We start from the raw sequence: 24098 nt of genomic DNA, 5'->3' as shown, positions 1-24098 counted from the left end.
GGAGGAGCGCCTGGAGGAACGGGCGCACCACTTCGCGGATCTGCAGCGGGTTCTTGCGCCACTGACTCCGGCGCCGGAGCGGGCGGCCACCCCTTCAGGTGAACACGGCGGCGGGGGTGCGTAGTTCGGGCGGTCCGCTGGTGGCGTCGGGCGACCCTACCTTGATCAGCCGTAGGAGTGCATCGTCGTTGGGGAAGACCTGGACGACGTCGGTCCGGCGCTTGACCTCACGGTTGATCCGTTCCAGTGGGTTGGTGGACTGGATCTTCTTCCAATGTCGGTCTGGGAAGGCCGCGAAGGCGGTCAGGTCGTCCTTCGCTTCCAGGAACATCTGCTTCACCTTGGGGAACTGCTCGCCGAGCATGTCGGCGACGGTGTCGAGCTGGGCGCGGACCTGCGCCTGAGTGGGCTGGGCGAAGATCGTGCGGATGGTCGCGGCGACCATTTCGGCCGCGTCCTTGGGGATCACCGCGAAGACGTTGCGCAGGAAATGGACACGGCAGCGCTGGTAGGCGGCGCCGATCATGACCTTGCGGATCGCCTTGACCAGGCCGCTGTGGTGGTCGGCGATGACCAGGCGGACCCCGGACAGGCCGCGCTCACGCAGGGAGCGCAGGAACTCGGACCAGAACGCTTCGGTCTCGCTGTCGCCCACCATGAGCCCCAGGACCTCGCGGCCGCCGTCCTCTGTGATGCCGGTGGCGATGACCACGGCCTGGGAGACGATCTGGTGGTTCACCCGCGCCTTGCAGTAGGTCGCGTCCAGGTAGACGTAAGGGAAGCGGACATGGTCCAGCGGCCGGGTCCGGAAGGCGCACAGCGGCCCGTCGAGTTCGCCGCAGATCCGCGAGACCTCGCTCTTGGAAATCCCGGTGTCCGCGCCGAGGGCCTTGACCAGGTCGTCGACCGCGCGGGTGGATACGCCATGCACGTAGGCGTCCATGATTACGGCGTACAGGGCCTGGTCGATGCGGCGCCGCCGCTCCAGCAGGCTGGGGAAGAAGCTGCCGGTACGCAGTTTGGGGACGGCCAGGTCCAGGTCGCCGGCCTGGGTGGTCAGGGTCTTGCCGCGGTGCCCGTTACGGTAGGCGGTGCGGGCCTCGGTGTGCTCGTTCCACTCGGCGCCGATCCGAGCCGAGGCCTCGGACTCGATCAGCTCCTGCAGCATCCGCTCGGCCACACTCCGCACGAGTTCGAGTCCGTCCGCGGAACGTAGTGACTCCAGTAGGTGGAGTAAGTCAGACTGGGACAAGGCCACCGCGCACCTCCTGCGTTGAACTGCCCGTTCACCACGGAGAGTTGCACGGTGGCCGCCTCCTGCGCAGGGAGCAGAAACCTCTCGCGGGTGTGCGCCCCGGGAGCAAGCCCGCGCACACCTCAACCTTGATCGGCTACACCGCACAGCGGTACACCATCCTGTCTAGCCAACTGCCCAGCCAACGCACGAGGTTGGAAAAGGCTCAGTCAGAAGCCTGTCTGGGAAACACGAGGCCCCTCACCCGACAAGTCCGAGGGTGGGGCGGCAGAGACAGCAGGGTGAACAGCGCTCCGCACGGGCGTGTTGCATACGTACGGGCTCACCGCGGTCCGATGTCTGGAGCAGTACGTACGCCGAACTCGCGGCCAAGGGCAGACAGCGCGGCAAGGGATCCCGTCCGGGCGGCGCCGACCGCGTCGGTGGAGGACTTCGCGTCTCCGGTCTCGTCGGCGATCAGCACGCCGTCGCCGTCGTCCAGCAGGTCAACCGCCAGGCGCCGTCCGGTCCAGGACGGCCTGGTCGTCCCAAAATCGCGCGGAGAGCAGGTGCTGGAACCGGTACGGGCCAGGGTGCCCGACCGCCTCGGCCAGGGTCCAGCAGTTCACGTCCTCCAGCTCCATCAACAGGCCGGTCATGAACGTCCCGTGCGTCTCCCGGCGGGGAAAGCTGCAGGCCAGCCGTCCCATCAGGTCTTCGAAACACCTCAAGTGCCCCTCGTGCGCTACCGTGGCGGCGGCTGCCGCGTACTGATGTTGAGTCACATCTCGTCATGATCGCGGCGGCTACCTTCATGTCCGCAGGCAGCCCCCACCTCGCTGACTAGCACCGACACCGACCGGATAACGATCTAGAGCTGCCGTGGCTGTGCCGCGTGGGTACGGGATCGTGGGCTTGAGGTGCTGGTAAGCGTGAGATGGCTGAGTACTGCCTACTCGGGTGTTGATGTTGTGTGCCTGTAAAGGTGTCGAACACCTTTCCGTGAGTGTTCGGCTGCGCGGCGGTGGTGAGGGTCGCTGCGATGTTTCATTTGCTGACTAGTGGCTGTCGAAGGGTGCTGGGGTTCCGGTGCCATTTTTGTGATTGGCTATTTTTTTGGGGTGGTTGTGATGGGTAGAGGTGTGGGTTTGCGTTGGGTGTTTGGGTTGGGGAGGTGTGGCTGGCTGGCGTTGTCGACGGTGTGTGCGATGTTGTTTTCGTTGTTTTCGGGGGTGCCGGTTTCTGCTTCTCCGGCTGGTGTGGTGGCGGGGGAGCGGGTTGGTCCGGGGCATCGGGCGGGGGTGTTGGGTTCGGATGTTCCGCCGGGTTTGCCGGGGGGGCATAAGGATGTGCCGGTGCCGGGTGGTGCGGTGTCGGGGGGTTCGTCGAAGGTGGCGTATCTGCCGGGTGAGGGTGGTGTGTCTGCTTCGGGTGATTATACGTATCATGTTCCGTTGGAGGTGCCGGCGGGGCGGGCGGGGATGGCTCCGTCGTTGTCGCTGGATTATGCGTCGTCTGGTGGCAGTGGGGCGCTGGGGCGTGGCTGGTCGGTTTCTGGGCTGTCGCAGATTTCGCGGTGTGCGAAGAGTGAGGCTCAGGATGATGTGACGGCTGGTGTGGCGTTTGATGTGTCGGACCGGTATTGCCTGGACGGGCAGAAGCTGGTGCAGGTGAATGCGGGTTCTGCCGCGTATGGTGCGGAGGGTGCGGAGTACCGGACGGAGACGGATTCGTTCGCGCGGATTGTGTCGAAGGTGGTGGATCCGGATACGACGGTGCTGGGTCCGGATGCGTTTGTGGTGTCGACGAAGTCGGGTCGGGTGCTGCGGTTTGAGGCGAAGGTGGATGATTCCACTGCGGCTGTGGTGCAGCAGGTGTCGTCGCGGGTGACGGATCCGGCCGTGTCGTCGGCGGCGACGGTCGCTTCGGGTGCGGGGCGGCGTGTGACGTGGCTGCTGCGCAGTGAGTCGGATGTTCACGGTAATAAGATTTCGTATTCGTGGCTGCAGCCGGTGGCGGGGCAGGGGGTGTTTGTTCCGGACCGGATTGATTACACGTCTAATGGGGGGCGTGCTGCGACGCGTGCTGTCGATTTTGTGTATGAGGACCGGGGTGTTGAGGATGAGGTGTCCTTTGCCCGGGGTGTGAAGTCGACGTGGAACAAGCGTCTTGCGTCGGTGAAGATGATTGCACCGAATCCGGTTGATCCGCAGATGGTGTGGCAGTACGACCTGAACTATCAGATATCGGCGGGAGGCCGGCTGGAGTTGGGGTCGGTGAAGAAGTCCGGTTATCTGGGTACTGCTACGCGGGCGAAGGTGTTCTCTTACGGTGATGATGCGGGTCCGGTGTTCACGGACAAGCACGTCGCGGTGGGTGATGTGCTGAATATGCAGCGGGATGAGAAGCCTGCTGTGCAGGTGGCGGACCTGAATGGTGACGGTGCGTCGGACATTGTGTATCAGGTGGGGCGCAGTGTGCAGGACACGTCGTCGCTTCCGCTGGAGCATCATGTGCGCCTGGGGAAGCGGTCGGAGTCGTCTGCTGAGCCGCTGGCTGAGCATCACGGGTCGGGCCTGGTTTTGGGCTTGCCGCATGTGGGGCAGATGCGCCCGGTGGATGCGGACGGGGACGGGAAGGTTGAGCTGGCCGGGCAGTACAGTCTGGGCGGGCTTCCTCCGCAGCATCTGATGCGGCTGTACAAGTGGGATGATGACCAGCACACGTTCGTCGATGGCGGCGGCGGGGCTGCGGGCAGCAAGTATGGTTTTGAGTTCGCGGACATGGACGGTGACGGGCGGATTGACTATCTGCCGGCGGCCAATGTGGCGAATGGTTCGGGCACGTCGTTCGGGTTCACGGTGCGGAAGAACACCGGTTCTGGTTTTGCTGCGGCCGCGGCGCCGCAGACGTCGGTGTTTGATTACGGCTGCCCGGTGCGGGCGACGGACGTGGACGGGGACGGTCGGGCGGAGCTGGTGGGCAATCCGCGGCTGCCGCAGGTGGATGCGCCGCTGAATCCGGGCCCGGATGATGAGATTGTGGGCTTCCCGGGTAAGAAGCGGGGTGCTCCGCGTAATGCGGAGGAGCCGGATGCGCCGCTGACGATGGAAGAGCGGTGCCGCAACGGCACCGAGACGTATGTGCTGCGTCTGGACGCGGCCGGCAATGCGGTCACCGAGCCGGGTTTTGTGGATGCGGGCGGCAAGCGTGGCTACAAGGTGGCGCCGCATCTGATGGAGACGCATTCAACGGAGCTGGGTGACTTCAACGGTGACGGCCTGGCCGATGCGCTGATGGTTCCCAAGGCCGGCGGCGCGTCGAACATTTTGTGGAACACCGGGCGGGGTCTGGAGTTTTCCGGCCGCACGCTGCAGGTTCCCGTCGGTGCTTCCGGTGAGGAGCCGGATGTGCGGATCGCGGACGCGGACGGCGACGGCCGTGACGATGTGTTCGCGCTCACCGCGGCGGGGGTGCAGCTGAAGCTCTCGCGTGGTGACGGGCAGTTCCGTCCGGCTGCGGATGTGCCGGGCAATGCCGGCACGATGGTGCCCGGCCGGGGGCGCACGACCACCCAGCTGGGTGACTTCAACGCGGACGGCCGCATCGACCTGGTCCACTTCACCGCGGCCGGTGATGTCCGGCTGACGATGCAGGACGGCAGCAGCAAGGACGCCGGCCGGATGATGTCGGTGAAGGACGAGGGCACCGCCTGGCCGTCAACCGAGGTCACCTACGGCCTGCAGTGGTCCGAGCGGCCGGACATGGTCACCCAGACGGTGTGCGCGTATCCGCTGGTATGCCGCCGCTCGGGAATGCCGGTGGTGCGTGAGGTCGCCTCCCGCGCCCACCTCGCCGACACCGTCGACAGTGCCGGCCAGCTGCGGCGCACCTTCCACTCCTATGAAGACCCCATCGCTGATGTCCGCGGCCGCGGCTGGCTCGGATTCGGCACGGTGCGGACGTGGGATCCGCAGCGTCCGATGGAGACCACCACCGAGTACGCGCACCGGCTGAAGGTCGACGGCCGCTACTACCCGCAGGCCACTGCGCCCAAGACGGTCACCACCATTGTTCCGGTGCTGAGCCCGAGCGAACTGGCCGCCAAACCGGCCAACGCGATCGCGCGGGTCACCCGCACCGTCAACGACAATCTGGAAGTACGCCAGGTCCACGGCGGGAAGGTGTTCCAGGTCCTGCCCGCGTCTTCCACCACCAAGGAGTGGGAGCAGTCGGTCGGGCTGACCTTCGGTGCGCTGGACGGTATCAAGACCTCGCACCTGACCGGCATGCAGGAACCGGCGGAGTATCCGCAGCTCAAGCGGCTGCGCCAGGTGCTGATCACGCCGGGTGAGCAGTCCGGCGGTTACGACGCCTACGGCAACCTGCGCAAGGTGTCGACGCTGACCGAGCACGGCGCTGCGGTGACCGAGGAGACCACCTTCGACAACCGGATCGATGCCACCACCTGGCTGCCGGGGCTGGCGACCAAGAGGAAGACCACGGGCTTTGAGCCCGGCCGCACCGCGGTGACCCGCACGGTGGACAGCCACTACAACACCAAGGGCCAGGTCGACACGGTGTGGGTGGAGAAGGACTCCACCGATCCTGATCTGCGCTCGACGACGACCTACAGCTACGACACCGAGGGCTTGCTGCGGGGCACGAAGGTCGACGACGGTGACAGCACCACCGCGGGCATGCCGACGCAGGAGTCCCGCATCGAGTACGACAAGATGTTCGGCGAACTGCAGCCGGATGAAAAGATCTATCCCTCCCAGGTGTGGTCCAAGCACGATCTGGACGCCTACCGTCCCACCGTATGGACCGCAGTCCACCCCGCCTACGGCGTGCCGCTGGCCTCGATGGACGCCAACGGCGTGACGACGTCCAGCCGGTATGACGACCTGGGCCGGCTGGTGCGCTCGGACGCGGACGGCAGCGCCTCGACGACCATCTCGTATGCGGCCAGGCCGGACACGCAGGGCGGCACCAACGGCACCAAAATCACCACCAGCACGGTCGACTTCAGCGGTACTACCCCCAAGACGGCCGGCACCAGCACGGTTGCCACCGACGCGCTGGGACGGACCCTGAACACTGCCGTCACCGGTTTCGATGTCAACACCGACAGCAAAACCAGCAGCCGCTATGACCTGCTGGGCCGCATGGTGCAGGCCACCGGAGCCGCCCCGGCCGGAACGACCAGCACAATCTTCGACTCCCTGGACCGGCCGATCAGCACCGACCTGCCCGGCTCCACCGCCGGCCACCCGGTGCAAAACACCTACAGCTATCCCTCGTTCTTCGAAAGTGAAGTACTCCAGCCGGCCGGCTCGGGCGGCAACCGGGCCAAGACCCGCACCCTCAGTGACGTCGACGGCCGCACCACCAGCGTCACCGAAACACTCAAGGCAGGCACCGCTGCGGCGCAGGACCTGACCACCACCTACACCTACGCCCCGTTCGGGCTGCCCAGAACGGTCACCGACCCCAAGAACAACATCACCACCAGCCAGTACGACATCCTCGGCCGGCGCACCCAGCTGGAGGACCCCGACACCGGAATAACCAAGACCTCGTACTACGGCACCGGGCAGATCGACAGCGAGATCCACGACACGTCACAGCACAAGACGGTGTTCGGCTACGACGACCTGGGCCGCACCATCGCCTCCACCACCGAGGACGGCACGTCCACGTTCGTCTTCGACACCGCCGCCCACGGCATCGGCAAACCGGCCACCGCCACCAGCCCCGACAACATCACCACCACCCACCGCTACGACACCGCCGGCCGTCCGGCCGGCCAGGACATCACCGACTCGGCGGCAGCCACCAACGCCACACTGTCCAGCGACATCGGCTACGACTCCCTGGGCCGGCCCGACACGATGGCCTACCCCCAGACACCCGGCCGTGAGCGCACCACCGTCAAATCCGTCTACAACGACAACGGCTACCTCCAGCGCATCACCGACATCACCGGCGGCGCCTCCACCAACCTGTTCACCGTCAACTCCCGCAAGCCCAACCTCGCCCTGGAAAAGGCGACCATCGGCACCAGCCTCATCCTGGACAACACCTACGACAGCGGCACCGGCCAGCTCCACGACTCCACCGTCACCAAACCCGGCACCACCCCCAGCACCGTGCAGAAGTTCAGCTACGGCTACCTCGACAACGGGCAGATCGAAACCCGCACCCAAAACAGCAACCGCACCGACACCTACACCTACGACACCCTCGACCGGCTCACCAACTGGTCCCTGAGCGGCGAAGGCGCCGGCGGCGGCACCACCCCCCGCGGCGCGGCCTACTCCTACGACACCATCGGCAACCTGCTGAGCGTCACCGACAAGGCCACCAACACCAGCGACCAGCGCACCTACGACAAGAAAACCTGCGGCACAGACACCACCGCCGGCCCCCACACCGCCACCTCCTACACCCCCGCCAGCGGCCCGGCCCAGACCCTCTGCTACGACAGCGAAGGCCGCCAGACAGCCGTCACCGAAGCCACCGCCACCACCCAGACCGCCACCTACACCGCCTTCGACCTGCCCAAAACCATCACCAAAAACGGCAAAACCACCACCTACCGCTACGACGCCTACGGCCAGCGCATCACCGAAACCCAGACCTCAACCGACACCGTCACCTTCCACTTCCCCGGCCTCTACGAACGCCGCACCACCGGCGCCACCGCCACCACCCCCAAAACCGTCAAACACGTCTTCCACCTCCCCGGCGGCGCCGGCATCACCACCCAACTCGTCTACAACGAAACCACCCACACCACCGAAACCCAGCACCACCTCACCGACTCCCAAGGCAGCATCACCGCCACCACCGACGCCACCGGCACCATCAAAACCGGCGACACCTTCTACTACGACCCCTTCGGCAAACGCACCAAAAACGACGCCACCCCCTACACCGGCACCACCGGCGACACCCACCACGGCTACACCGGCCACCAAATGGACGACGACCTCGGCCTCATCAACATGAAAGGCCGCATCTACAACCCCACCCTCAAACGCTTCCTCACCCCCGACCCCTACACCACCGGCTACCACACCAGCCAAGCCCTCAACCGCTACACCTACACCGAAAACAACCCCACCAACCTCACCGACCCCACCGGCTACAAATCCTGCACCGGCGGCTACACCACCGCCGACGGCGACTGCGGAAACCGCTCCGGCAAAGGCATCCCCGGCACCACCCACGGCATCCCCACCGACGACACCACCTTCAGCCACTCCGTCACCGGAGAAAACAGCGGCTCCAACGCCCAACAACTCTGGAACAACGCCAACACCGCAACCAGCGACGAAACCGGAGCCAACCTCGAAATAGCCGCAGACATACCCGAAAGCGCCACCACCGGCGGCCCCGTCACTCCCCTCGACACTACAGACCCCTACGCCGGCGCGGACTCATACCCCATTGGCTATCACACGTTGCTTGACACGCTTCGAGGAAATACACAAGCCGCAGTTAAACTGACAGGGAAAGTAGGCTTTGTTAGACTTAGTGATGGCACTCAGCTGCTCTGTGGAGACAATGCCTGCGTGGCGGCTGAAGTATTGCTTGTGAAGCTGGAGTTCACCGGACTGCTACCCGAGGGCGGCGGTGGACTCTCTCTCCTAGACACCTCCGCGAGGGCCGCCCTGTGGGAAGCAAGCGGCGCCATGTCTATGAACACGGCAGCCAAGTTGGGTTTCTCGGTAATGAGAGCATCCGCTGATTTGGGTATGATGACGAAAGAACTGGCTAGCACCGACAGTCTGATCACCAATGCCACGCGGGAGATAGCGGACCTTTCTCAAGAAATCGAAGTTTGGCAAGGAATTACAGAAGAGGTAAGTAATGGCATAACTTATGGCGATCACCTGGCTAACCTATTCTGGGACTATGATCGAGCGATAAGCAACCTTCAGGTTTTGCGTCAAGTCCGAAAAGTTCAGGCTGCATCAATTGCGACGGCTAGAGGGCGGATGGCCGAGTTGGCGGCACAGCTGAAAGAGATAAAGACCCCTTAAAGCGTAGGTCACAATGACGTCTCATAGGTGACTTGTAACCCAATCCGTCAACACGTCGAAGCTCTGGTTGTCGTAGGCTGACTGAAATAGTCGCGCCACTCAGCTGGAGCTTCGACGTGTGTTCTGGTCTTCTGAGTCAGGAATGCCCGCGCGGACGCCGACCTGGTCTTGTCCACCCTCGAGTGCGCCCTCGCCTCCCGCGAGGTCGAGCCCGGCACGCTAGTCCACCACGCTGACCACGGCTGTCAGTTGCACGTCCGTGAAGCTGACAACTCACCTGCTGCGGACGGGCGTCCACGTGTCCATGGGCTCGGGCGGGGACTCGTGCGACAATGTGAGAATCTGTGGATGCTGATCAAGGCAGAGTGCATCCGCGGGCGCGTCTTCACCACCCGGGCCGAGGCGAATCTCGCGCTGTTCGAGTACATCGACGGACCCCGTTGCCCAATTGGGTGAATGCCGTTGTTCTTGGTCTTGGCTGATGGTGGAGGGGTGGAGCCTGAGGATCAGGGGCTTGGGCGGCAGGCCTGCGGTTCGGTCGTAGGGCGGAGGGCCGGGTGTCGATGCGGGCAGATTCGGGTCGGGAGGTTCCTGAGGGGACGCGAATGGTGGCGCGAGAAGCGTTCCCGAAGGGCTGCCTGGCGATGCGGGTGCGGGACGCGCTCGGTCCGCTCTTCGACGACGAGATCTTCAGGTCCGCATTCGGTGTGCGTGGCCGACCCGGTGTCGCGCCGGGGCAGCTGGCACTGGTCAGTGTGCTGCAGTTCGCGGAGAACCTGACGGACCGCCAGGCCGCCCACGCAGTACGAGCGAGAATCGACTGGAAGTACCTGCTCGGCCTCGAGCTGGCCGACCCGGCTTCGACTTCACCGTACTGACGGGCTTCCGCGACCGACTCCTGGCCCACGGACTGGAAGAGACGATCCTGGACCTGCTGCTGGTGCGGCTCAAACGATCTGGAGCTTGTGTCGGGCCGGGGCCGACAGCGCACGGACTCCACCCACATCCTCGCCGCGGTGAGGGATCTCAACCGCCTGGAGTTCGTCGGCGAGACGCTGAGGGCCGCCTTGGAGGCGGTTGCCGTCGCAGCACCCAAGTGGCTCGCCTCCTGGATGCCCGGGGGCTGGCAAAAGCAGTACAAGGCTCGAGTGGACTCCTACCGACTGCCGAGTGACGAGAGCGAGCGGACTCAACTGACCTGGCGCATCGCGGCCGACGGCTACCAGTTCCTCGGAACGACCCTCGCGGCCGGCGCCCCAGCCTGGCTGCGGCAGGTCCCGGCCGTCGGCATCTTGCGGACCGTGTGGCTCCAGCAGTTCCAGCGCACGATCACGGACGGGGCGCGGAGATGTAGCCGGCGTCCATCAGGGGTTCTCCCGGCAGCAGGCCCTTGGCGTCCAGCTGCCACCTACCGGAGCTTGAACGCCGAACAGATCAAGGCGTATGCGAAGGCCTCGCTCGCAGGAACACAGATCGCCAAGTACGCCACCGGTAAGGAACTACGGGACGTGAAGGACGCCGTCTTCGTCAACATGCAGAGCGACATCGTCTTTACAGGCGAACCGAAGATCACCGCCAAAGAGGACGACGTTGTCCTGAACCTCGAGGCGACTCCTCAGCGGGCCACGCTGCGCCTGTGCTTCGACCTGAACACCTGGGAGCCGAAGTACAAGAAGACCGGCAAGAGCGCCGCAGCGCCAAATCAGGCCAAGGGCTACCCCATCACAGCCCACTTGCAAGAGCAGGCGAGCCAGTGGCGGGTGGCTGAGGAGAGAGCGGACCGGCCTCCGAGAAGTTCGCCGCACCCGGCGCGATCGCGATCGCCGGATGCACCGGTACCCAGGCGCGGTCCCGCCAGCCGGCCGCTGCGCTGGAGGGCAGCACCCCGGCCAGCGCGTCTGTCAGCCCGGTGCGGTCCACGCACCGGCGACCTCAGCCCCAACGCAACAAATACCGCCACTACACCGTTGAACTCACGCTCGCCGCGTGATCAATCACCGCATGCCCATCTTCACGGGGAAGGCCCGCCCGATGCGCCACTGGACTGTTTCTGAGGCACGCACTCATCTTGAGCGGGCGCTACTCATGCGGCGATTCGGTCTGCCAGTAAATATCACTCGATAGAGTAATACGTGTCGACGGATTGCACCACCGCCACGTCCTTCGACGACAGCGGCGCTAGCTAATTTTCTGCAACTTGAAGATCAACTCGCCCTTCGTGTCGCGTACAGATGCCTGACTCCCATCATGCAGCATTTTAATCAAACATTGATGTTCACCAGCTCCGAAAAGGAAGAGTGTTGAGTGGTATGAATGCAGCTGCAGAGGTTGTCCTCGAGCAACTTATGGCCGGATTCTTTGAAGCTGTTTCCTTTCGTGAAGGAAGTTATCCTTGCCGCGACAGACTAGTGAGAATCTTTGCAAGCGAAGGAAGGCTGATCAGGAACACTTCTGGCGCGCCAGAAGTGTCGACAGTTTCGGATTTTATCACTTCCCGGGAAACATCCATTATAACCGGCGAGTTGCTTTCGTTTAGTGAGTTCGAGGTTGCATCCAGCACCACAGTATTTGGGAATATGGCGCACCGGCTCAGTGTATATAGAAAGTCGGCTTTGACTCATTCGGGAAAAATTGAAAGTAAGGGGGTTATATCTACTCAATTTTCACAAACCCGCTCTGGATGGAATATCATTTCGATGAGCTGGGATGACGAGCGGCCTGGGCTGAGTGTGCCTGAACTTTGATTACGGATTCCCGGGTGCCGGTGAGTTCGTCGTAGACCGACAGCGGCCGGCGGCCAGCCTCGATCCGGGTGGCCGTGGCCCTGTTGAGCAGGGCCTGGAGCGGTCCGGTGCCCTGCCTGTAGGTGGCGTCCTGCTGCGGGGGAGAAGGACACTTCGGTGGTGGTCCGCCGGTTGTTCTCCTCGGGCAGGCCACTTCAGTGGCTCTCGTCGACGACGCGGACACCACGGCCGACAGCCCTTGCATGGACGGCCAGCAGGCTGTCATCGCCGACGGCCGCAGTGGCCGAGTGCAGGCTGATCTGCGACTTGGTGGCCCGGATCTCCACCAGCTGGCGGGGGCGGACCTTGCGTGCCGGGACCGAGTAGCACCGCCCACGCACATGTACACAGCGTGATCACCCACCTGGCCGCCCGCGCGCCCTCTCTCACTCACGCGCTGCGGCAAGCCCGCCCTGAGTACATCCTCGTCGACGGCACGCTCGCCGAATGCGACCGCGTGGGCAACAGCCAGGACGACTATTCAGGCAAGCACCGCAAGCACGGCGTGAACATCCAGACGGTCACCGGCCCGGCCGGTGAGCTCGTCTGGTACTCGCCGGCCCTGCCCGGACGGACCGCGGACATCACCGCCGCCCGCACCCACAACATCGCCCCATCCGTGAGCGACTGAAGATCCCCGCCCTCGCGGACAAGGCGTACCAGGGTGCCGGCGGAACGTTCGCCACACCCGTTCAAAAGACACCGAAACCGTGAGCTCACCGTCAAAGAGAAGGCCGTCAACCGGGCACACGCCCGACTCCGCTCGCCCGTCGAACGGGCCTTCGCACGACTCAAAGCCTGGCGGATCTTCCGCAAAGCCCGCGTCAGTCCCAACACACTCACGTCAATCGCCAAGGCCGTCCTCACCCTGGAGAAGCAACGCTGAAGAAGCTCACTGGTGGTGAAGCAGCAGAACGGATCGCGGGAGTACGACAGGGTCATGTGGAACGAATAGACCTTCGGGATGCTCAGGTGGGCGAGAACCTTGCCCTCGTCGCCCCAGTCGACCTGGGCCTGGGCCCGGGGCACGACCTCGAAGCGGCGGTGCATGCCCGCCAACTCCCGCGGTGAGATGCCCAGTTCCTCGGCGACTCGTGGACGGGCTTCCTGCAGATAGAGAGCTTGACGCACTGGTAGTTGATGGTGGAGCCGTAGTTCTTCACCAGGCGCTCGTGCACTACCGCACCCTTGATGAGGATCTCCGCCTTCAGCATCGCGTCGATCAGCAGCGCGACCTCGTCCACCGCCTTCTTGCGTGGCCTGCCGTTCGACACCTCCTCGGCGGCGCGGCCGGGGCCCAGACCTCCGGAATCGGGTTCTTGATCACTGTTGAGTCGGGGTGAGGTGGTAGGTGATCGGGCGGGGGTCGCCGGGGAGGTGGGGTGGGGTCTGGTTGATTTCGTCGATCAGCAGGGTCAGGGCGTGGGTCAGGCGGGGGCTGCCGGGTGGGTCGAGGGTGACGGTGATCTTCTTCGGCTGGTAGTCGAGGGTGCCGTGGAGGTGGAAGAGGCTGCGGGTCAGGGTCCGGTACTCGTTGTTGTCGCGCAGGTAGTTGTTGAGGCGGTCGGCGAGCCAGAGTTCGGTGTTGTAGGCCAGCATCCGCAGCACCATCTGGAGGGTGCGCCGCCCGGTCGCGGGCAGGGCACGCTGCCGGCCGGGGTGGAGCTGGTTGGCGGGGATCTTGACCGAGATCTGCTTCAGCTCGGTCTTGGCGGTGGTCAGGGCCTTTTTGGCCTCGTCCACGTCGGTGCGGGCGGCGGGGATCTGCTGGTTGATCTTCGCGACGGGGCGGAGCGGGGACTCGATGAGGCGGGCCAGGCGGCGTTCGGCGGCGGCGAGGTCCTTTTCCCGGTCGCGGACGGTCTGCAGGGCGGCGGCGCGGGCGGGGTTGTCGACCGGTGTGGTGTCATCGGTTTCGGTCATGCGGTAGTCGCACAGCCAGTCGATGCCGTGCAGGCGGGCCAGGTCCTTGATGGCGTTCTCGATCCGCCAGCGCGAGCGCAGCCAGGCAAGCAGCGACGCGGCGCCCGCGGTCATGTCACTGGTCAGCACCTGCAGTCGCAGCACCCCGTCCTCGAACAGGGAAAGCTGCCGGCACACTCCGTAGCCGTCGAACTCCACCAGCTCATCCGCCAGATACACCACCTCGCCCGATCCGGCTTCGGCTCCGGCTTCGGCTCCGGCTCCGGCTCCGGCTCCGGCTCCGGCTCCGGCTCCGGCTCCGGCTCCGGCTCCGGCTCCGGCTCCGGCTCCGGCTCCGGCTCCGGCTCCGGCTCCGGCTCCGGGGGAAGGGTAGGGGTGGGCGGTGGGCTTGATGAGGGAGATCTTCAGTTTGCCGCGCCGGTAGGTGATCCAGTCGGTCTCGAAGGACCGGCAGACGTTGAACACGCTCGCGTAGGCGCCGCCGCGGTCGAAGCCGAGCATCAGTTTCGCCGCGGGGCCGGTGATGGCCCGCAGTTGTTCCAGTGCCTCGGGCAGGGTCCGGGTCAGCCCCGAGGGCTCGCCGGTGAGGAACGCCACCGCGCGGCCCCGGTAGTCGGTGACGAGCGTGTCACCGTGGCCCTTCTGGGCCTGCTTGCGTTTGTTGTTCCAGCCCCGGCCCACCGGGCGGGCCCCGGCATAGGGCACGAAGTGATCGTCCACGTAGTACACGCCCAGCGCGGGCGCGTCCACGGCCAGCATCGCCGCGGCCAGCTGCCGCTGCACCGCCAGGGGATCGCACGCATCGGCGATCGCCGCCAGCTGCGGGCGCAGCGTGCGCAACTCCGGGAGGCGGGCCAGGCCCGCCAGCGCGCCGGCCTCCCGCCGGTCCAGCAGTTTCGCCCCTTCGAGCGAGGAGATCCCCAGCCCGAACGCCAACGTCACCGCGCACAACAACGCGGCGTCATCAGCCTCGCGCGACGAGGTCGTCCGCAACGAGGCGAAGGTATCCGGCACTCCGGAGCGGGCCAGGAACGCATGCCCCAGCATCGCCCCTGCATACCGCGAGCGGACCTGCCCAGCCCGCACACCCTCCAGCTCTGGAGCAGCGTCCCCGGCCGGCCCGGGCTGCTCCGCTCCCTCGGCAGGCAGCTGGAGTTCAGGTTGTGGCGCTATCGCGCCATGCCTGGCGAGCAGCAGGCTGATCTGGGAGCGGTGGATGCCCAACCGCGCCGCGATCTGTTCCTGAGACCATCCCTGACCGGCCCACCGCCGGGCCTGCTCCACTTGACGCGGAGACAGCTTCGGGCGCCGCCCCATCGGCTTGACCAGGCCGGCCGAGCCATCCCGGCGGGCCCGCCCGCGAAGCATCGACACGTACTGCGGGGTCAACCCGAAGGCGGTGGCCGCTTCCTGAACCGCGACGCCCGCATCAGTGACGGCCACCACCGCGAGATTACGCATCCCGCGATCCGCCGCGTCATACACGAACAACACCGACACACCGCGGCTGACCAGGCACTTCCCATCGACCTCAACCCGGCGCAGCACAGAGGGTTCCGGCATCCCCGGAAGCTCCAGCACGATGGTCTCGGTCACCAGGAGACCCTATCCATTCGCCAGCCATCTCAACAACTTTCACACAATCAGCACCGCAGAAAGCACGCAGGTCAGCGAGGTTATCCACAGGTCACTACCGGAGGTCTGGGGCCTGCCCGGACAGATACATGCGGACCGGCTTCCGGTTCAGGCCCGTCTCCTTGGCGACCTCCGTCAGAGTCACCGCACCGGACTCGAACAGGGCACGGAAACGCCGCAGTTCCCACCAGCGTTGCGGGTCCAACATCATCGCCCTGCCCTCCGCCGCCCCTTACCAACCAGCAGCAGAGTGCCGAGCAACAGGACTCACCGCATCAACAAGCCGCCTTTTTCACTCGTACGTCACTGGCCGCGTTCAGGGCCCTGGCAAGATTTTCGTGAAGCGGGGCTGTGCCACCGTGCGCCGGTGACGCTCCGTCACGGGGAGTGGGACCTTCGGCGAGTGTGATGACCTCGTACGAATTGGGTCGCCGCACCTGGATGTGGTGCGGGTGGAACGGGTGTGGTCGTCGGGTGGCGTGGTCCGTATCGCTGCCCGTACCCGCGAGTTGATGGTGGCGTGTCCGGATTGCCGGTGCGAGTCGGCGCGGGTGCACAGCCGGTATTCACGCACGCTGGCCGATGTCGCCGGGGGCCGCCCGGTGCTGATCAGTTTGGCGGTGCGGCGGTTGTTTTGTGACAGTGCGGATTGCGGGCGGCGGACGTTTGCCGAGCAGGTGGAGGGGCTGACGGTGCGCTGTCAGCGTCGCAGTCCGCTGCTGCAGCATCTGGTCGAGATGGCCGGGGTGTTGCTCGCCGGCCGTGGCGGGGCCCGACTTCTGCGCATCTTGAGGACGCCGTTGTCGCGGACGAGTGTGCTGTTCCAGTTGATGCGCATGGGACTTGCGGCGGTCGCGGCACCGCGGGTGCTGGTTGTGGATGACTTTGCGTTGTACGCGGACGTCTACGGTACGTTGCTGGTGAATGCCGACACGCGGCTGCCGATCGAGTTGTGGGCCGGGCGCGATGCCGAGCAGTTGGCCTCCTGGCTGCGTGCGCATCCCGGCGTCGAGGTGGTGTGCCGGGACGGTTCGCTGGTCTACCGGCAGGGCATCGCCCAGGGAGCCCCGGACGCGGTGCAGGTCAGCGACCGTTTTCACCTGTGGCAGGGGCTGTCGAAGCGGGTTTCGGACATCGCCGCGGCCCACCGCGGCTGCCTGGCCGCCGCAGTACGTGAACCCGAACCGGCCCCACCGCCGTCGGACGAACCGTGCGAGGCGGGGCGATACTCCCGCCCTCCGTCACGCGAAGCGACTGTTCGAGACCGTCCAGGGGTACACCGGCACGGCCCGCAGTCTCAGTGCGATAGCCCGCGAGCTCGGCTTGAACCGCCGCACCGTGGCCAAGTACGCACGCGCTGCCTGTTGGCAGGAGTGCGTACGGCGCACTCCGCCCCGCCGGCCCACGAGCCTCGACCCGTATCTGGAGTATCTGAGGCAGCGGTGGGAGGAAGGCGAGCACACCGCGACCGTGCTGCACCAGGAGATTGCCGCCAAGGGCTACGGCCGCCACTACCAGCGGGTCAAGATGGCCATCGCGCCGCTACGCCGCGGTCTGCCGATCGACACACCGCGCGAGCGGCCACCATCACCCCGCCAGGTCGCCCGGTGGATCACCACCACACCGCCGAAGCGCGGCCTGCACCCCACCGAGGCACTCCGTCGGCTGCTTGAACACTGCCCGGAGCTCGACCAAACCCATCCGCGAAGACCAACTTGCGGTCGTACAGGGGATCACCACCCCCGTTCAGCTCCGGCGTCAACGAAGGCCGCATCACGGACCTGAAGCTCCAGTAACGGATTATGGCCAGCCGCCGGCATTCCGCTCCTGTGCCACCGCGTCGTCCTCATGGCCCACCTCCGACGCCACCGCCCGTGACGGAGCGTAACCGGCGCACGGTGGCACAGCCCCGCTTCACGAAAATCTTGCCAGGGCCGCGTTCAGACGTACGGCGACAACCCTGGGCTTTCCAGCGGCCTTCCGCGTGAATTTCGATGTGCGGCGGCAGGGAGCTGCCCAGCGCATCGATGTCGTCGCCCCCGGCGCTCACTATGAGCAGCATGGCTTGGGTGAACCTTTTGTGCGGGTCTGCTCTTGAGTTTCTGCGTGTTCCAGGCCGTGCGCTGTCCGGTCTGTGCCGCGCGGCAGCCCCTCTTGTTCAACGGCGGGGTTGTGCTGCTCCCGGCGGGCCTGTCTGGAGCGTCCGCTCGGTGTCTGCTGGGGCTGGTTGCTTGACTGTGATGGCGCAGGAGTGGGGGCGGGATTCCGGGGGTGTGGAATCCCGCCCCCATTCTTTCGGGGTGCGGCCGCGCGGAGGGACGTGCCGTGTGGCCGCACCGGCCGGCCCGGCTGTCAGGTGCGGGGCCGGAGTGTGGGGATCAGGCGGTGTTGAGCCGGGCCCAGTGGGTGGTGCCTCCGTGGGGGAGGGGACGGGTGCCATGGGCATGAGCGAGTGTGTCGACGATGGTGATGCCGCGGCCGTGCTCGTCGTGGGCGCACGAAGTGGTCCAGGCTCCCGGCTTGGCTGCGGGTCCGCCGTCGCTGACTCCCACCCATACCCTGCCGCCCGTGTGCTCGCGGTGCAGGTGCAGTGCGAGGGGCGGCTGGGCGTGTTCAATGGCGTTGGTCACCAGTTCGGAGACGATCAGTACCGCCGCGTCGGCCGGTTCGCCGTCTACCTTCCAGCCGGCCAGGATCTGATGGGCGGTGTGCCGGGCAGTGCTGACCGCTTCGGGGCGGTGCTGCAGTGCGTGGGTCACGTCGTCCACCGGCTTGCGCTGGCCCGGGATCCGCGGGGCGTGGGTGTCTTTGATGTCTGTTGCGGACCGCGGTTGGTCGGCGCTGCCGCCCGACGGACTAGTCCGGCCGGTCTGGCTGTCGCGGGTCGTGGTGGCGTACATGACGATCACTTCCGGGAGGATGGCTTCAGGACGGAAAACCGGTCCCGTTGCCGGGATCCGCTTCCCTCCACTGACAACACTCCGCCCCGGACCCGTCTGGAACCTGAGCAACCAGTACCCAAAACGGATATAACTGACTTCTGTGCGGCGCGGGGAGGACTGCGGATGCTGGCGATGCGAACCTCACATGGCGCCGGTAGCCATGGCGCATCTGCCGGCTAGTCCCATGCCCTGGGGCGGACCGCGGCCGCGGCCTGGCCCCCGCGGCCAGCTGCAGAAGTGACTGGTGCTCACTCCGCCGCACCCACACGGGCGGGGCGGATGCGACGGGGCTCACGTCAGTGCATGTACGGGTCGGCGTATGGTTCGAGGGATTGGCGCACTACCTCTTGGGCTGGCGTCATGCGGGGGCCGGGTGCGTAGTAGCGGGCGCGGGCTTTGCCGTGGGGGGTCAGCCAGCCCCGCCGCACGAGTTCGCGGATGTCGCGGATGGCCTGCTGGTCGGAGAGTTGTGCGTCCTGCTGGTAGACGGTGCGGCGCACTCGCGATCCCCAGAAGGCGGGGAGCAGGGCGTAGACGACGCGTTCGTCCAGGCCGTCGTGTTCAGCGGCCTCGGCAAGGTGGATCCAGGCGCGGGAGAGCAGGTCGGTGCGACGCTGGGCCTGCTGGGCCTGGCGGTGGTGGGCATCCAGGCAGAAGCGGATCCAGGGGTGGGTGTCGCGCTCGGGGCTCCAGCGTGGGCCACCTACCTGCTGCAGGACCTGGTAGTAGGCGTAGGTGTTCTGGCCGCGGCCGAGCCATTCCTCGATGGAGGAGAATTCCGGAGGCATCAGCGCTTCGCGGGCGAAGACCAGAGTGGACACGGCCCGGGACATGCGGCCGTTGCCGTCCTTCCACGGGTGAATGTTCACCAGGTTCAAATGGGCCATGGAGGCACGCACATGAACCGGTGCATCCAGATCGCCGTCGTTGAGCCAGTCCAGCAGTTCGCCTGTCAGGGCCGGTACCTGCTCGTGCGGCGGTGCGGTGTAGGCCGGGACCAGGGGGTCGTCGGGGCTGGTGACATACACCGGACCGTCACGCCACCGGCCGGGACGCTTGTCCAGGTGGTGGCCCTGCATCATGAACTGCAGGCCGTTGAGGAGGCCTGCGTCGTAGCGGAATTCCTCCCCGGCGCTGGCGAGGGCCTGGATATAGGTCATCGCCCGCTGATAGCCCTCCAGTTCCACGCGGGTGCGATCTGCCGTCTCGAGCGGTTCCTCGCCCGTCATCAGCGCTTCCACATCATCGACGGTGGCGGCATACCCCTCGATCGTGTTCGACCCGGCGATCGCCCGGGCGGTCAGGTTGCGCCGCAGCTGACCCGACCAGCGCGGCTGGGTGCGCAACTGATGGCGCAGCCGTATGCGCATGTTCTCGATCTCCTCAAGGACCCGGCGGTCATCAGCATCCAGTGAGGGTGTCTTGTACAGCATGACAGCATGACACCATGACATAATCATCATGTCAAGATGACGACGATGCCACGACGGCGCGGAGGGTCACTTCGCGGTGCACTGACCGGTCGCGGCTCAAGCACCTCCAAGACGCCGGTTCGGTTTCGGTGCATAGCCACGCAAGGCAGCGAGCCGGGCCGACAATGGCGGCGCCGACAGGAGCCCGAAAATCCGTTGCTGCCCGCCCCTCTGCGGCGCTGACCTTCTACTGGGCACCGCTCGCCCGACAAGTCCGGTTTGCGCGACCGGTCGACGAGCGTGGGCTTGTAGGGGGGTGCGCGGCGGTCGCCGGTGGGCTCCTTCATGCGGGCGTACCGCTTGACGGTGTTCAGGGCGACATCGAGGCGGCGGGCGCATTCGAGCAGGCCGACGCCCTGGCCGAGCAGATGGTGAACCCGCTGCCAGCGCTCGCGGGTGGTCTGCTCGCGTACGCCCTGGGGCCGGGCGGGGTTCACAGCGGTGGCCCAGCAGGCGGCGTGGGAGCGGACCTGGGACAGGACCCTGCCGCACAGGTTGGACCAGAGATGCCACCTGTCGCTGACTGCACCGCTTCAGGCGTTTGAGGGCGGCCTGCTCGTTGGGGAAGTGCCCGCAGGCCTGGGCCGGCGCCGGTAGCGGGCGTTGAGGGACTCGATGGCGTTGGTGGTGCAGACGACCTGGCGGATGGCGTCGGGCAGGCCGGGGAAGGGTACGACCTTGCTCCAGGTCCGCTGCCAGGTGCCGGCGATGGAGGGGTAGCGCTTGCCCCACGTGGCGTCGAAGTTGGCGAGCCGTTGCCGGGCCTCATCCTCGTTGACGGCGGTTACCGGTAGTTCGTTAAATCCGGCCGGTGGTGGGGATTGACGACGGGTTGGGTTGGTCGTAGGCCGGTGGTAGGAGTCAACTGCCTTGCTGGGGGCTGAAGATGACTGCTCGCCGTCCGTGTCCGCCCGCGCCGGGTCCGTTGGAGGAGTACGCGGCCCGGTTCGACGACCTCTTCTTCAGCCTGGCCCAGCGGCGGGGGTTTCGCGAATACCTGACCGGGCTGCTGGCACCGAGAGAGCGGAACAAGACGATCACCTGCCTGGCAGGGGCGGAACCGGTGGCAGGTGCAGGAATGCCAGGGGTGCAGCGGCTGCAGTTCTTCCTGTCCGAGTCGCCCTGGGAGGCCGAGCAGATCAACGACCGGCGGCTTGAGCTGCTGCACGAGGAGCCGGCGACCGCTCCGCACGACGGCGGGGTCATCGTGATCGACGATTCCGGAGACCGCAAGGACGGCACCGCGACCGCGCACGTGGGCCGGCAGTGGCTGGGCCGGCTGGGCAAGACGGACAACGGCGTCGTCACGGTGACCACGGTGTGGACCGACGGCCGCGTGTACTACCCGCTGCACGCGACTCCCTACACCCCCGCCCATCACTTCGCCCGCGGCCGGGCTGATCTGGCCTTCCGTACGAAACCGCAGCTGGCCGCCGCTCTCGCGGCCCGCGGGAAGGATGCGGGCTTCGGCTGCCGGGCAGTGGTCGCCGACTGCGCCTACTCCGTCAGCGACACCTGGTATCTCGCGCTGCGCGAGGCCGGCCTGGCCTACGTGGTCGCGTTCAAGCCGCACCGCGGCACCTGGGCTCCGGCCGACCAGCCGCACACCCCCATCGAGGCCGCGCACGCCCTGACCTGGAAGGGTGCCAGACGCCCTGGCGACTGGACGGCCGTGGAGCGTCACTTCCGCGACGGGCACACCGAGACCTGGTGGGCCGCCGATGCCCGCCTGGGCGGCTACGGTCCCGACTCGCCCTGCCGTCTGGTCGTGGCCACCACCGACCCAGCCCGGCTGCCGGAGAAGGCCACCTGGTACCTGGCCACCAACCTGCCCCACCCCGACGCACCCCACGCCGCCACCAGCCCGCATCCGCCGGCCGACCTCGCCGAGATCGTCCGCCTCTACGGCCTGCGGCCGTGGATCGAGCAGAGCTACAAACAGATCAAGGACGAACTCGGCTGGGCCGACTTCCAGGTCCGCTCCGATCGCGCCATCCGCCGCCACCAGACCCTGGTCAACTGCGCGTTCTCCTTCTGCTGGGACCAGTGGTTCAACCCACCCGGACCCCTGGATGACACCGCCCCGGACCCGTGCCCCGACGAGGGGCCAGAGAGGGGGACCAACCGAACCCCACCCACCCCAACTGCCCTGCTGGCCCAAGGCATTACGTTCGGTCCGCGCCTGGCTCACCCCCGCCACCACCCTGAACCGATGGTGGCGATCCTGGACGGACAGAGACCCACCCCCCGACCTCCAGGCCCTGATCGACGCGGTCACCACCGGACACGGCCTTGATCTCTACCTCCGGATTTAACGAACTACCGCTACTGCTGCATTCCTCATTGGATGTACACATATCGGCGTCGTAGTTGGCGGGTGGGCGGGGCTGGCCGGCCCCAGATCCAGGGGCGGGCTCGGGCGTTGAGTTGCCGGGTGGCCACGGCTGTGGCCTGGGTGATGTCGTCGGGGTTGGCGAAGGACCGTCCGGCCAGGGCGGTCTTGCGGAAGATCCGCCACCAGCCTTCCTGCAGGTTCAGCCAGCAGGCGCCGACCGGGATGAACGCGTGGTGGATGCGGGGGGGGCCTCTATGTCCTTCGTCAAGGCACCCCTGTCGGGTTTGGGGCGATTCGGTCTTGCTGTGGTCATGCGGCGAGCTCGACGACCGCGGGCGTGCGGGACTCGTAGAAGGTGCCGTCTCGGAGCATGGCGAACAGGACGCTGATGCGTTGGCGGGCGAGGCGGAGGAGGGCCTGGGTGTGGGTTTTACCGCGGGCGCGTTGCTTGTCGTAGTAGGCGCGGGAGGCGGGATCGGCGTTCATGCAGGCGAAGGCGGAGAGGAACATGGCGCGTTTGAGCTGCCGGTTTCCGCCTCTGGGTGCGTGTTCGCCGTGGATCGAGGTCCCGGACGACCTGGTCGCGGGGGCGAGTCCGGCGTAGGAGGCGAGGTGGGCGGCGGTGGGGAAGCTGGTGCCGTCGCCGACGGTGACCAGCAGGACGGCGGCGGTCCTGACGCCGACTCCCGGCATCGACGTCAGGACCGGGGAAAGAGGGTGAGCCTCCAGCAGGGCGTTGATCTGCGTCTCCAGGGCCCGGCGCTGTGCGTGGACAGCGGCGAGCGATGCGGCCAGGGAGGGAATCACGATGTCGAGGGTGCCGGTGCCGGGCACGATCACAGTCTGTTCATCGAGCGCGGCGAAGACATCGTCGATCAGCCGGGCGGCCATGCGCGGGGCCTTGGGCCGGATCAGTTCGACGAGTCTGCGGCGGCCGGCTTTGCGCAGGGCGGCCGGGGAGCCGTAGCGCTCCAGCAGCCAGGTGACGGCCTGGTGGTCGAGGCGAGGGCCCAGCACGCGTTCCAGGCTGGGGTGGAACTGGGTGAGCAGGCCGCGTATCCGGTTGGACGTGCGGGTGGCCTCGGCCGCGAGGTCCTGGTCGAAGCCGACGAGGACCGTGAGTTCGGCGGTGATCTCGTCGGTGAGTTCCAGCGAGCGCAGGGTGTGCGGCATGGTGCGGGCCGCGTCCGCGATCACGGCGGCGTCCTTGGCGTCGGTCTTGGCCTCGCCCGGATACAGGTCGGCGATCCGCCGCATTGCGAGTCCGGGCAGGTAGGCGACCTTGCAGCCCGCGTCGCGGGCGACCGTGAGCGGGAGGGCTCCGATGGATGCGGGCTGGTCCACGACTACCAGTACGGTGCCGAACTTCGCGGCCAGTTTGTCGAACACGGCCCGCAGTTTCGGCTCGCTGTTGGGCAGCTGCTTGTCGAAGACCTTCTTGCCGGCCGGAGTGAGCCCGTGGCCGTGGTGAGCGGTCTTGCCGACGTCCAGGCCGAGGAACACGCCCACGTCTTCGGTGTCGAACATCGCGCCCTTCCAGGGGAGTTGAACGTGCCGGCCTCGGCAGTGGTGTCGTACGCGCGCATCCACGTTATGCAGACCTGCCGCCCGCGAGCTGTCCGGCATTGCACCGGACCGGGCGGTGGCCGGACCTCTCATCAGCGTCTCCGACGGCACCTCCCGGGCCTGGTGACACCACCCCCCAGGTCATCCGTTCGACAGG

General features: G+C 66.4%; 17 protein-coding genes and 4 pseudogenes. 9 read left to right on the top strand and 12 right to left on the bottom strand.

Annotation, left to right across the window (positions count from 1 at the left end; genetic code table 11):
* Positions 1–94 precede the first annotated feature (94 nt).
* The 3 genes from OG985_RS03770 to OG985_RS03760 form a co-directional block, all read right to left on the bottom strand.
* Positions 95–1258 carry an IS256 family transposase gene (locus tag OG985_RS03770; RefSeq protein ID WP_371666775.1) on the bottom strand — a complete coding sequence of 388 codons (1164 nt, stop codon included), beginning with the start codon at positions 1256–1258 and terminating at the stop codon, positions 95–97.
* 319 nt (positions 1259–1577) lie between these two features.
* A complete protein-coding gene (locus OG985_RS03765) occupies positions 1578–1718 on the bottom strand; it encodes a hypothetical protein (protein WP_371666774.1) in 141 nt (46 codons plus the stop codon).
* 22 nt (positions 1719–1740) lie between these two features.
* A complete protein-coding gene (locus OG985_RS03760; protein ID WP_371666773.1) occupies positions 1741–1944 on the bottom strand; it encodes a hypothetical protein in 204 nt (67 codons plus the stop codon).
* A gap of 351 nt (positions 1945–2295) precedes the next feature.
* Here OG985_RS03760 and OG985_RS03755 point away from each other — a divergent pair, with 351 nt between their 5' ends.
* From OG985_RS03755 to OG985_RS03735, 5 genes are all read left to right on the top strand, one after another.
* A complete protein-coding gene (locus OG985_RS03755) occupies positions 2296–9285 on the top strand; it encodes an FG-GAP-like repeat-containing protein (RefSeq protein WP_371666772.1) in 6990 nt (2329 codons plus the stop codon).
* Positions 9286–9633: 348 nt separating this feature from the next.
* A complete protein-coding gene (locus OG985_RS03750; RefSeq protein ID WP_371666771.1) occupies positions 9634–9741 on the top strand; it encodes an IS3 family transposase in 108 nt (35 codons plus the stop codon).
* Positions 9742–9890: 149 nt separating this feature from the next.
* Complete coding sequence (locus tag OG985_RS03745; protein ID WP_371666770.1) at positions 9891–10163, top strand: transposase; 273 nt, start codon at positions 9891–9893, stop codon at positions 10161–10163.
* A 138-nt stretch (positions 10164–10301) separates the two neighbouring features.
* A complete protein-coding gene (locus tag OG985_RS03740) occupies positions 10302–11339 on the top strand; it encodes a hypothetical protein (RefSeq protein WP_371666769.1) in 1038 nt (345 codons plus the stop codon).
* Positions 11340–11594: 255 nt separating this feature from the next.
* On the top strand, positions 11595–12029 hold the full coding sequence (locus OG985_RS03735) for a hypothetical protein (RefSeq protein WP_371666768.1): 435 nt from the start codon (positions 11595–11597) through the stop codon (positions 12027–12029).
* 194 nt (positions 12030–12223) lie between these two features.
* Here OG985_RS03735 and OG985_RS03730 read toward each other — a convergent pair whose 3' ends face one another.
* Positions 12224–12409: a hypothetical protein gene (locus OG985_RS03730; protein WP_371666767.1), complete on the bottom strand. Its 186-nt coding sequence runs from the start codon at positions 12407–12409 to the stop codon at positions 12224–12226.
* Here OG985_RS03730 and OG985_RS03725 point away from each other — a divergent pair.
* A pseudogene (locus OG985_RS03725) lies at positions 12379–12954 on the top strand (transposase family protein). The gene OG985_RS03730 and the pseudogene OG985_RS03725 sit on opposite strands and share 31 nt — an antisense overlap.
* A gap of 82 nt (positions 12955–13036) precedes the next feature.
* Here the strand turns inward: OG985_RS03725 and OG985_RS03720 are convergent.
* The 3 genes from OG985_RS03720 to OG985_RS03710 form a co-directional block, all read right to left on the bottom strand.
* Positions 13037–13342 carry a hypothetical protein gene (locus OG985_RS03720; protein ID WP_371666766.1) on the bottom strand — a complete coding sequence of 102 codons (306 nt, stop codon included), beginning with the start codon at positions 13340–13342 and terminating at the stop codon, positions 13037–13039.
* A 49-nt stretch (positions 13343–13391) separates the two neighbouring features.
* The gene (locus tag OG985_RS03715; protein ID WP_371666765.1) at positions 13392–15587 is read right to left on the bottom strand and encodes a putative transposase; all 2196 of its coding nucleotides are present in this window, start codon (positions 15585–15587) and stop codon (positions 13392–13394) included.
* 94 nt (positions 15588–15681) lie between these two features.
* On the bottom strand, positions 15682–15837 hold the full coding sequence (locus tag OG985_RS03710; protein WP_371666764.1) for a hypothetical protein: 156 nt from the start codon (positions 15835–15837) through the stop codon (positions 15682–15684).
* Positions 15838–16138: 301 nt separating this feature from the next.
* On the opposite strand from OG985_RS03710, the pseudogene OG985_RS03705 reads away from it, so the two are divergent.
* A pseudogene (locus OG985_RS03705) lies at positions 16139–16702 on the top strand (transposase family protein); the annotation flags it as partial.
* 247 nt (positions 16703–16949) lie between these two features.
* The gene (locus tag OG985_RS03700; RefSeq protein WP_371674716.1) at positions 16950–17411 is read left to right on the top strand and encodes a hypothetical protein; all 462 of its coding nucleotides are present in this window, start codon (positions 16950–16952) and stop codon (positions 17409–17411) included.
* A 593-nt stretch (positions 17412–18004) separates the two neighbouring features.
* On the opposite strand, the gene OG985_RS03695 is transcribed toward OG985_RS03700, so the two are convergent.
* The 4 genes and pseudogenes from OG985_RS03695 to OG985_RS03680 all read right to left on the bottom strand — a co-directional run.
* Positions 18005–18526, bottom strand: coding sequence for an ATP-binding protein (locus OG985_RS03695; RefSeq protein WP_371674251.1), 522 nt, complete (start codon positions 18524–18526; stop codon positions 18005–18007).
* Between the two features lie 338 nt (positions 18527–18864).
* Positions 18865–20001 (bottom strand): Fic family protein, encoded by a 1137-nt coding sequence (locus tag OG985_RS03690; RefSeq protein ID WP_371666763.1) that lies wholly within the window; start codon positions 19999–20001, stop codon positions 18865–18867.
* Between the two features lie 257 nt (positions 20002–20258).
* Positions 20259–20564 (bottom strand): annotated as a pseudogene (locus OG985_RS03685) (ISL3 family transposase); the annotation flags it as partial.
* Between the two features lie 9 nt (positions 20565–20573).
* Positions 20574–20807: pseudogene (locus tag OG985_RS03680) on the bottom strand (transposase); the annotation flags it as partial.
* Positions 20808–20926: 119 nt separating this feature from the next.
* Between OG985_RS03680 and OG985_RS03675 the strand changes: the two are divergent.
* Positions 20927–22336 (top strand): IS701 family transposase, encoded by a 1410-nt coding sequence (locus OG985_RS03675; RefSeq protein WP_371666762.1) that lies wholly within the window; start codon positions 20927–20929, stop codon positions 22334–22336.
* 348 nt (positions 22337–22684) lie between these two features.
* Here OG985_RS03675 and OG985_RS03670 read toward each other — a convergent pair whose 3' ends face one another.
* The gene (locus OG985_RS03670) at positions 22685–23902 is read right to left on the bottom strand and encodes an IS110 family transposase (RefSeq protein ID WP_371666761.1); all 1218 of its coding nucleotides are present in this window, start codon (positions 23900–23902) and stop codon (positions 22685–22687) included.
* Positions 23903–24098 lie beyond the last annotated feature (196 nt).

Source organism: Streptomyces sp. NBC_00289 (assembly GCF_041435115.1).
GTDB lineage: Bacteria > Actinomycetota > Actinomycetes > Streptomycetales > Streptomycetaceae > Streptomyces.
Note: the sequence above shows the minus strand (reverse complement) of the source record. Positions and strands in the feature narration are given on the sequence as shown.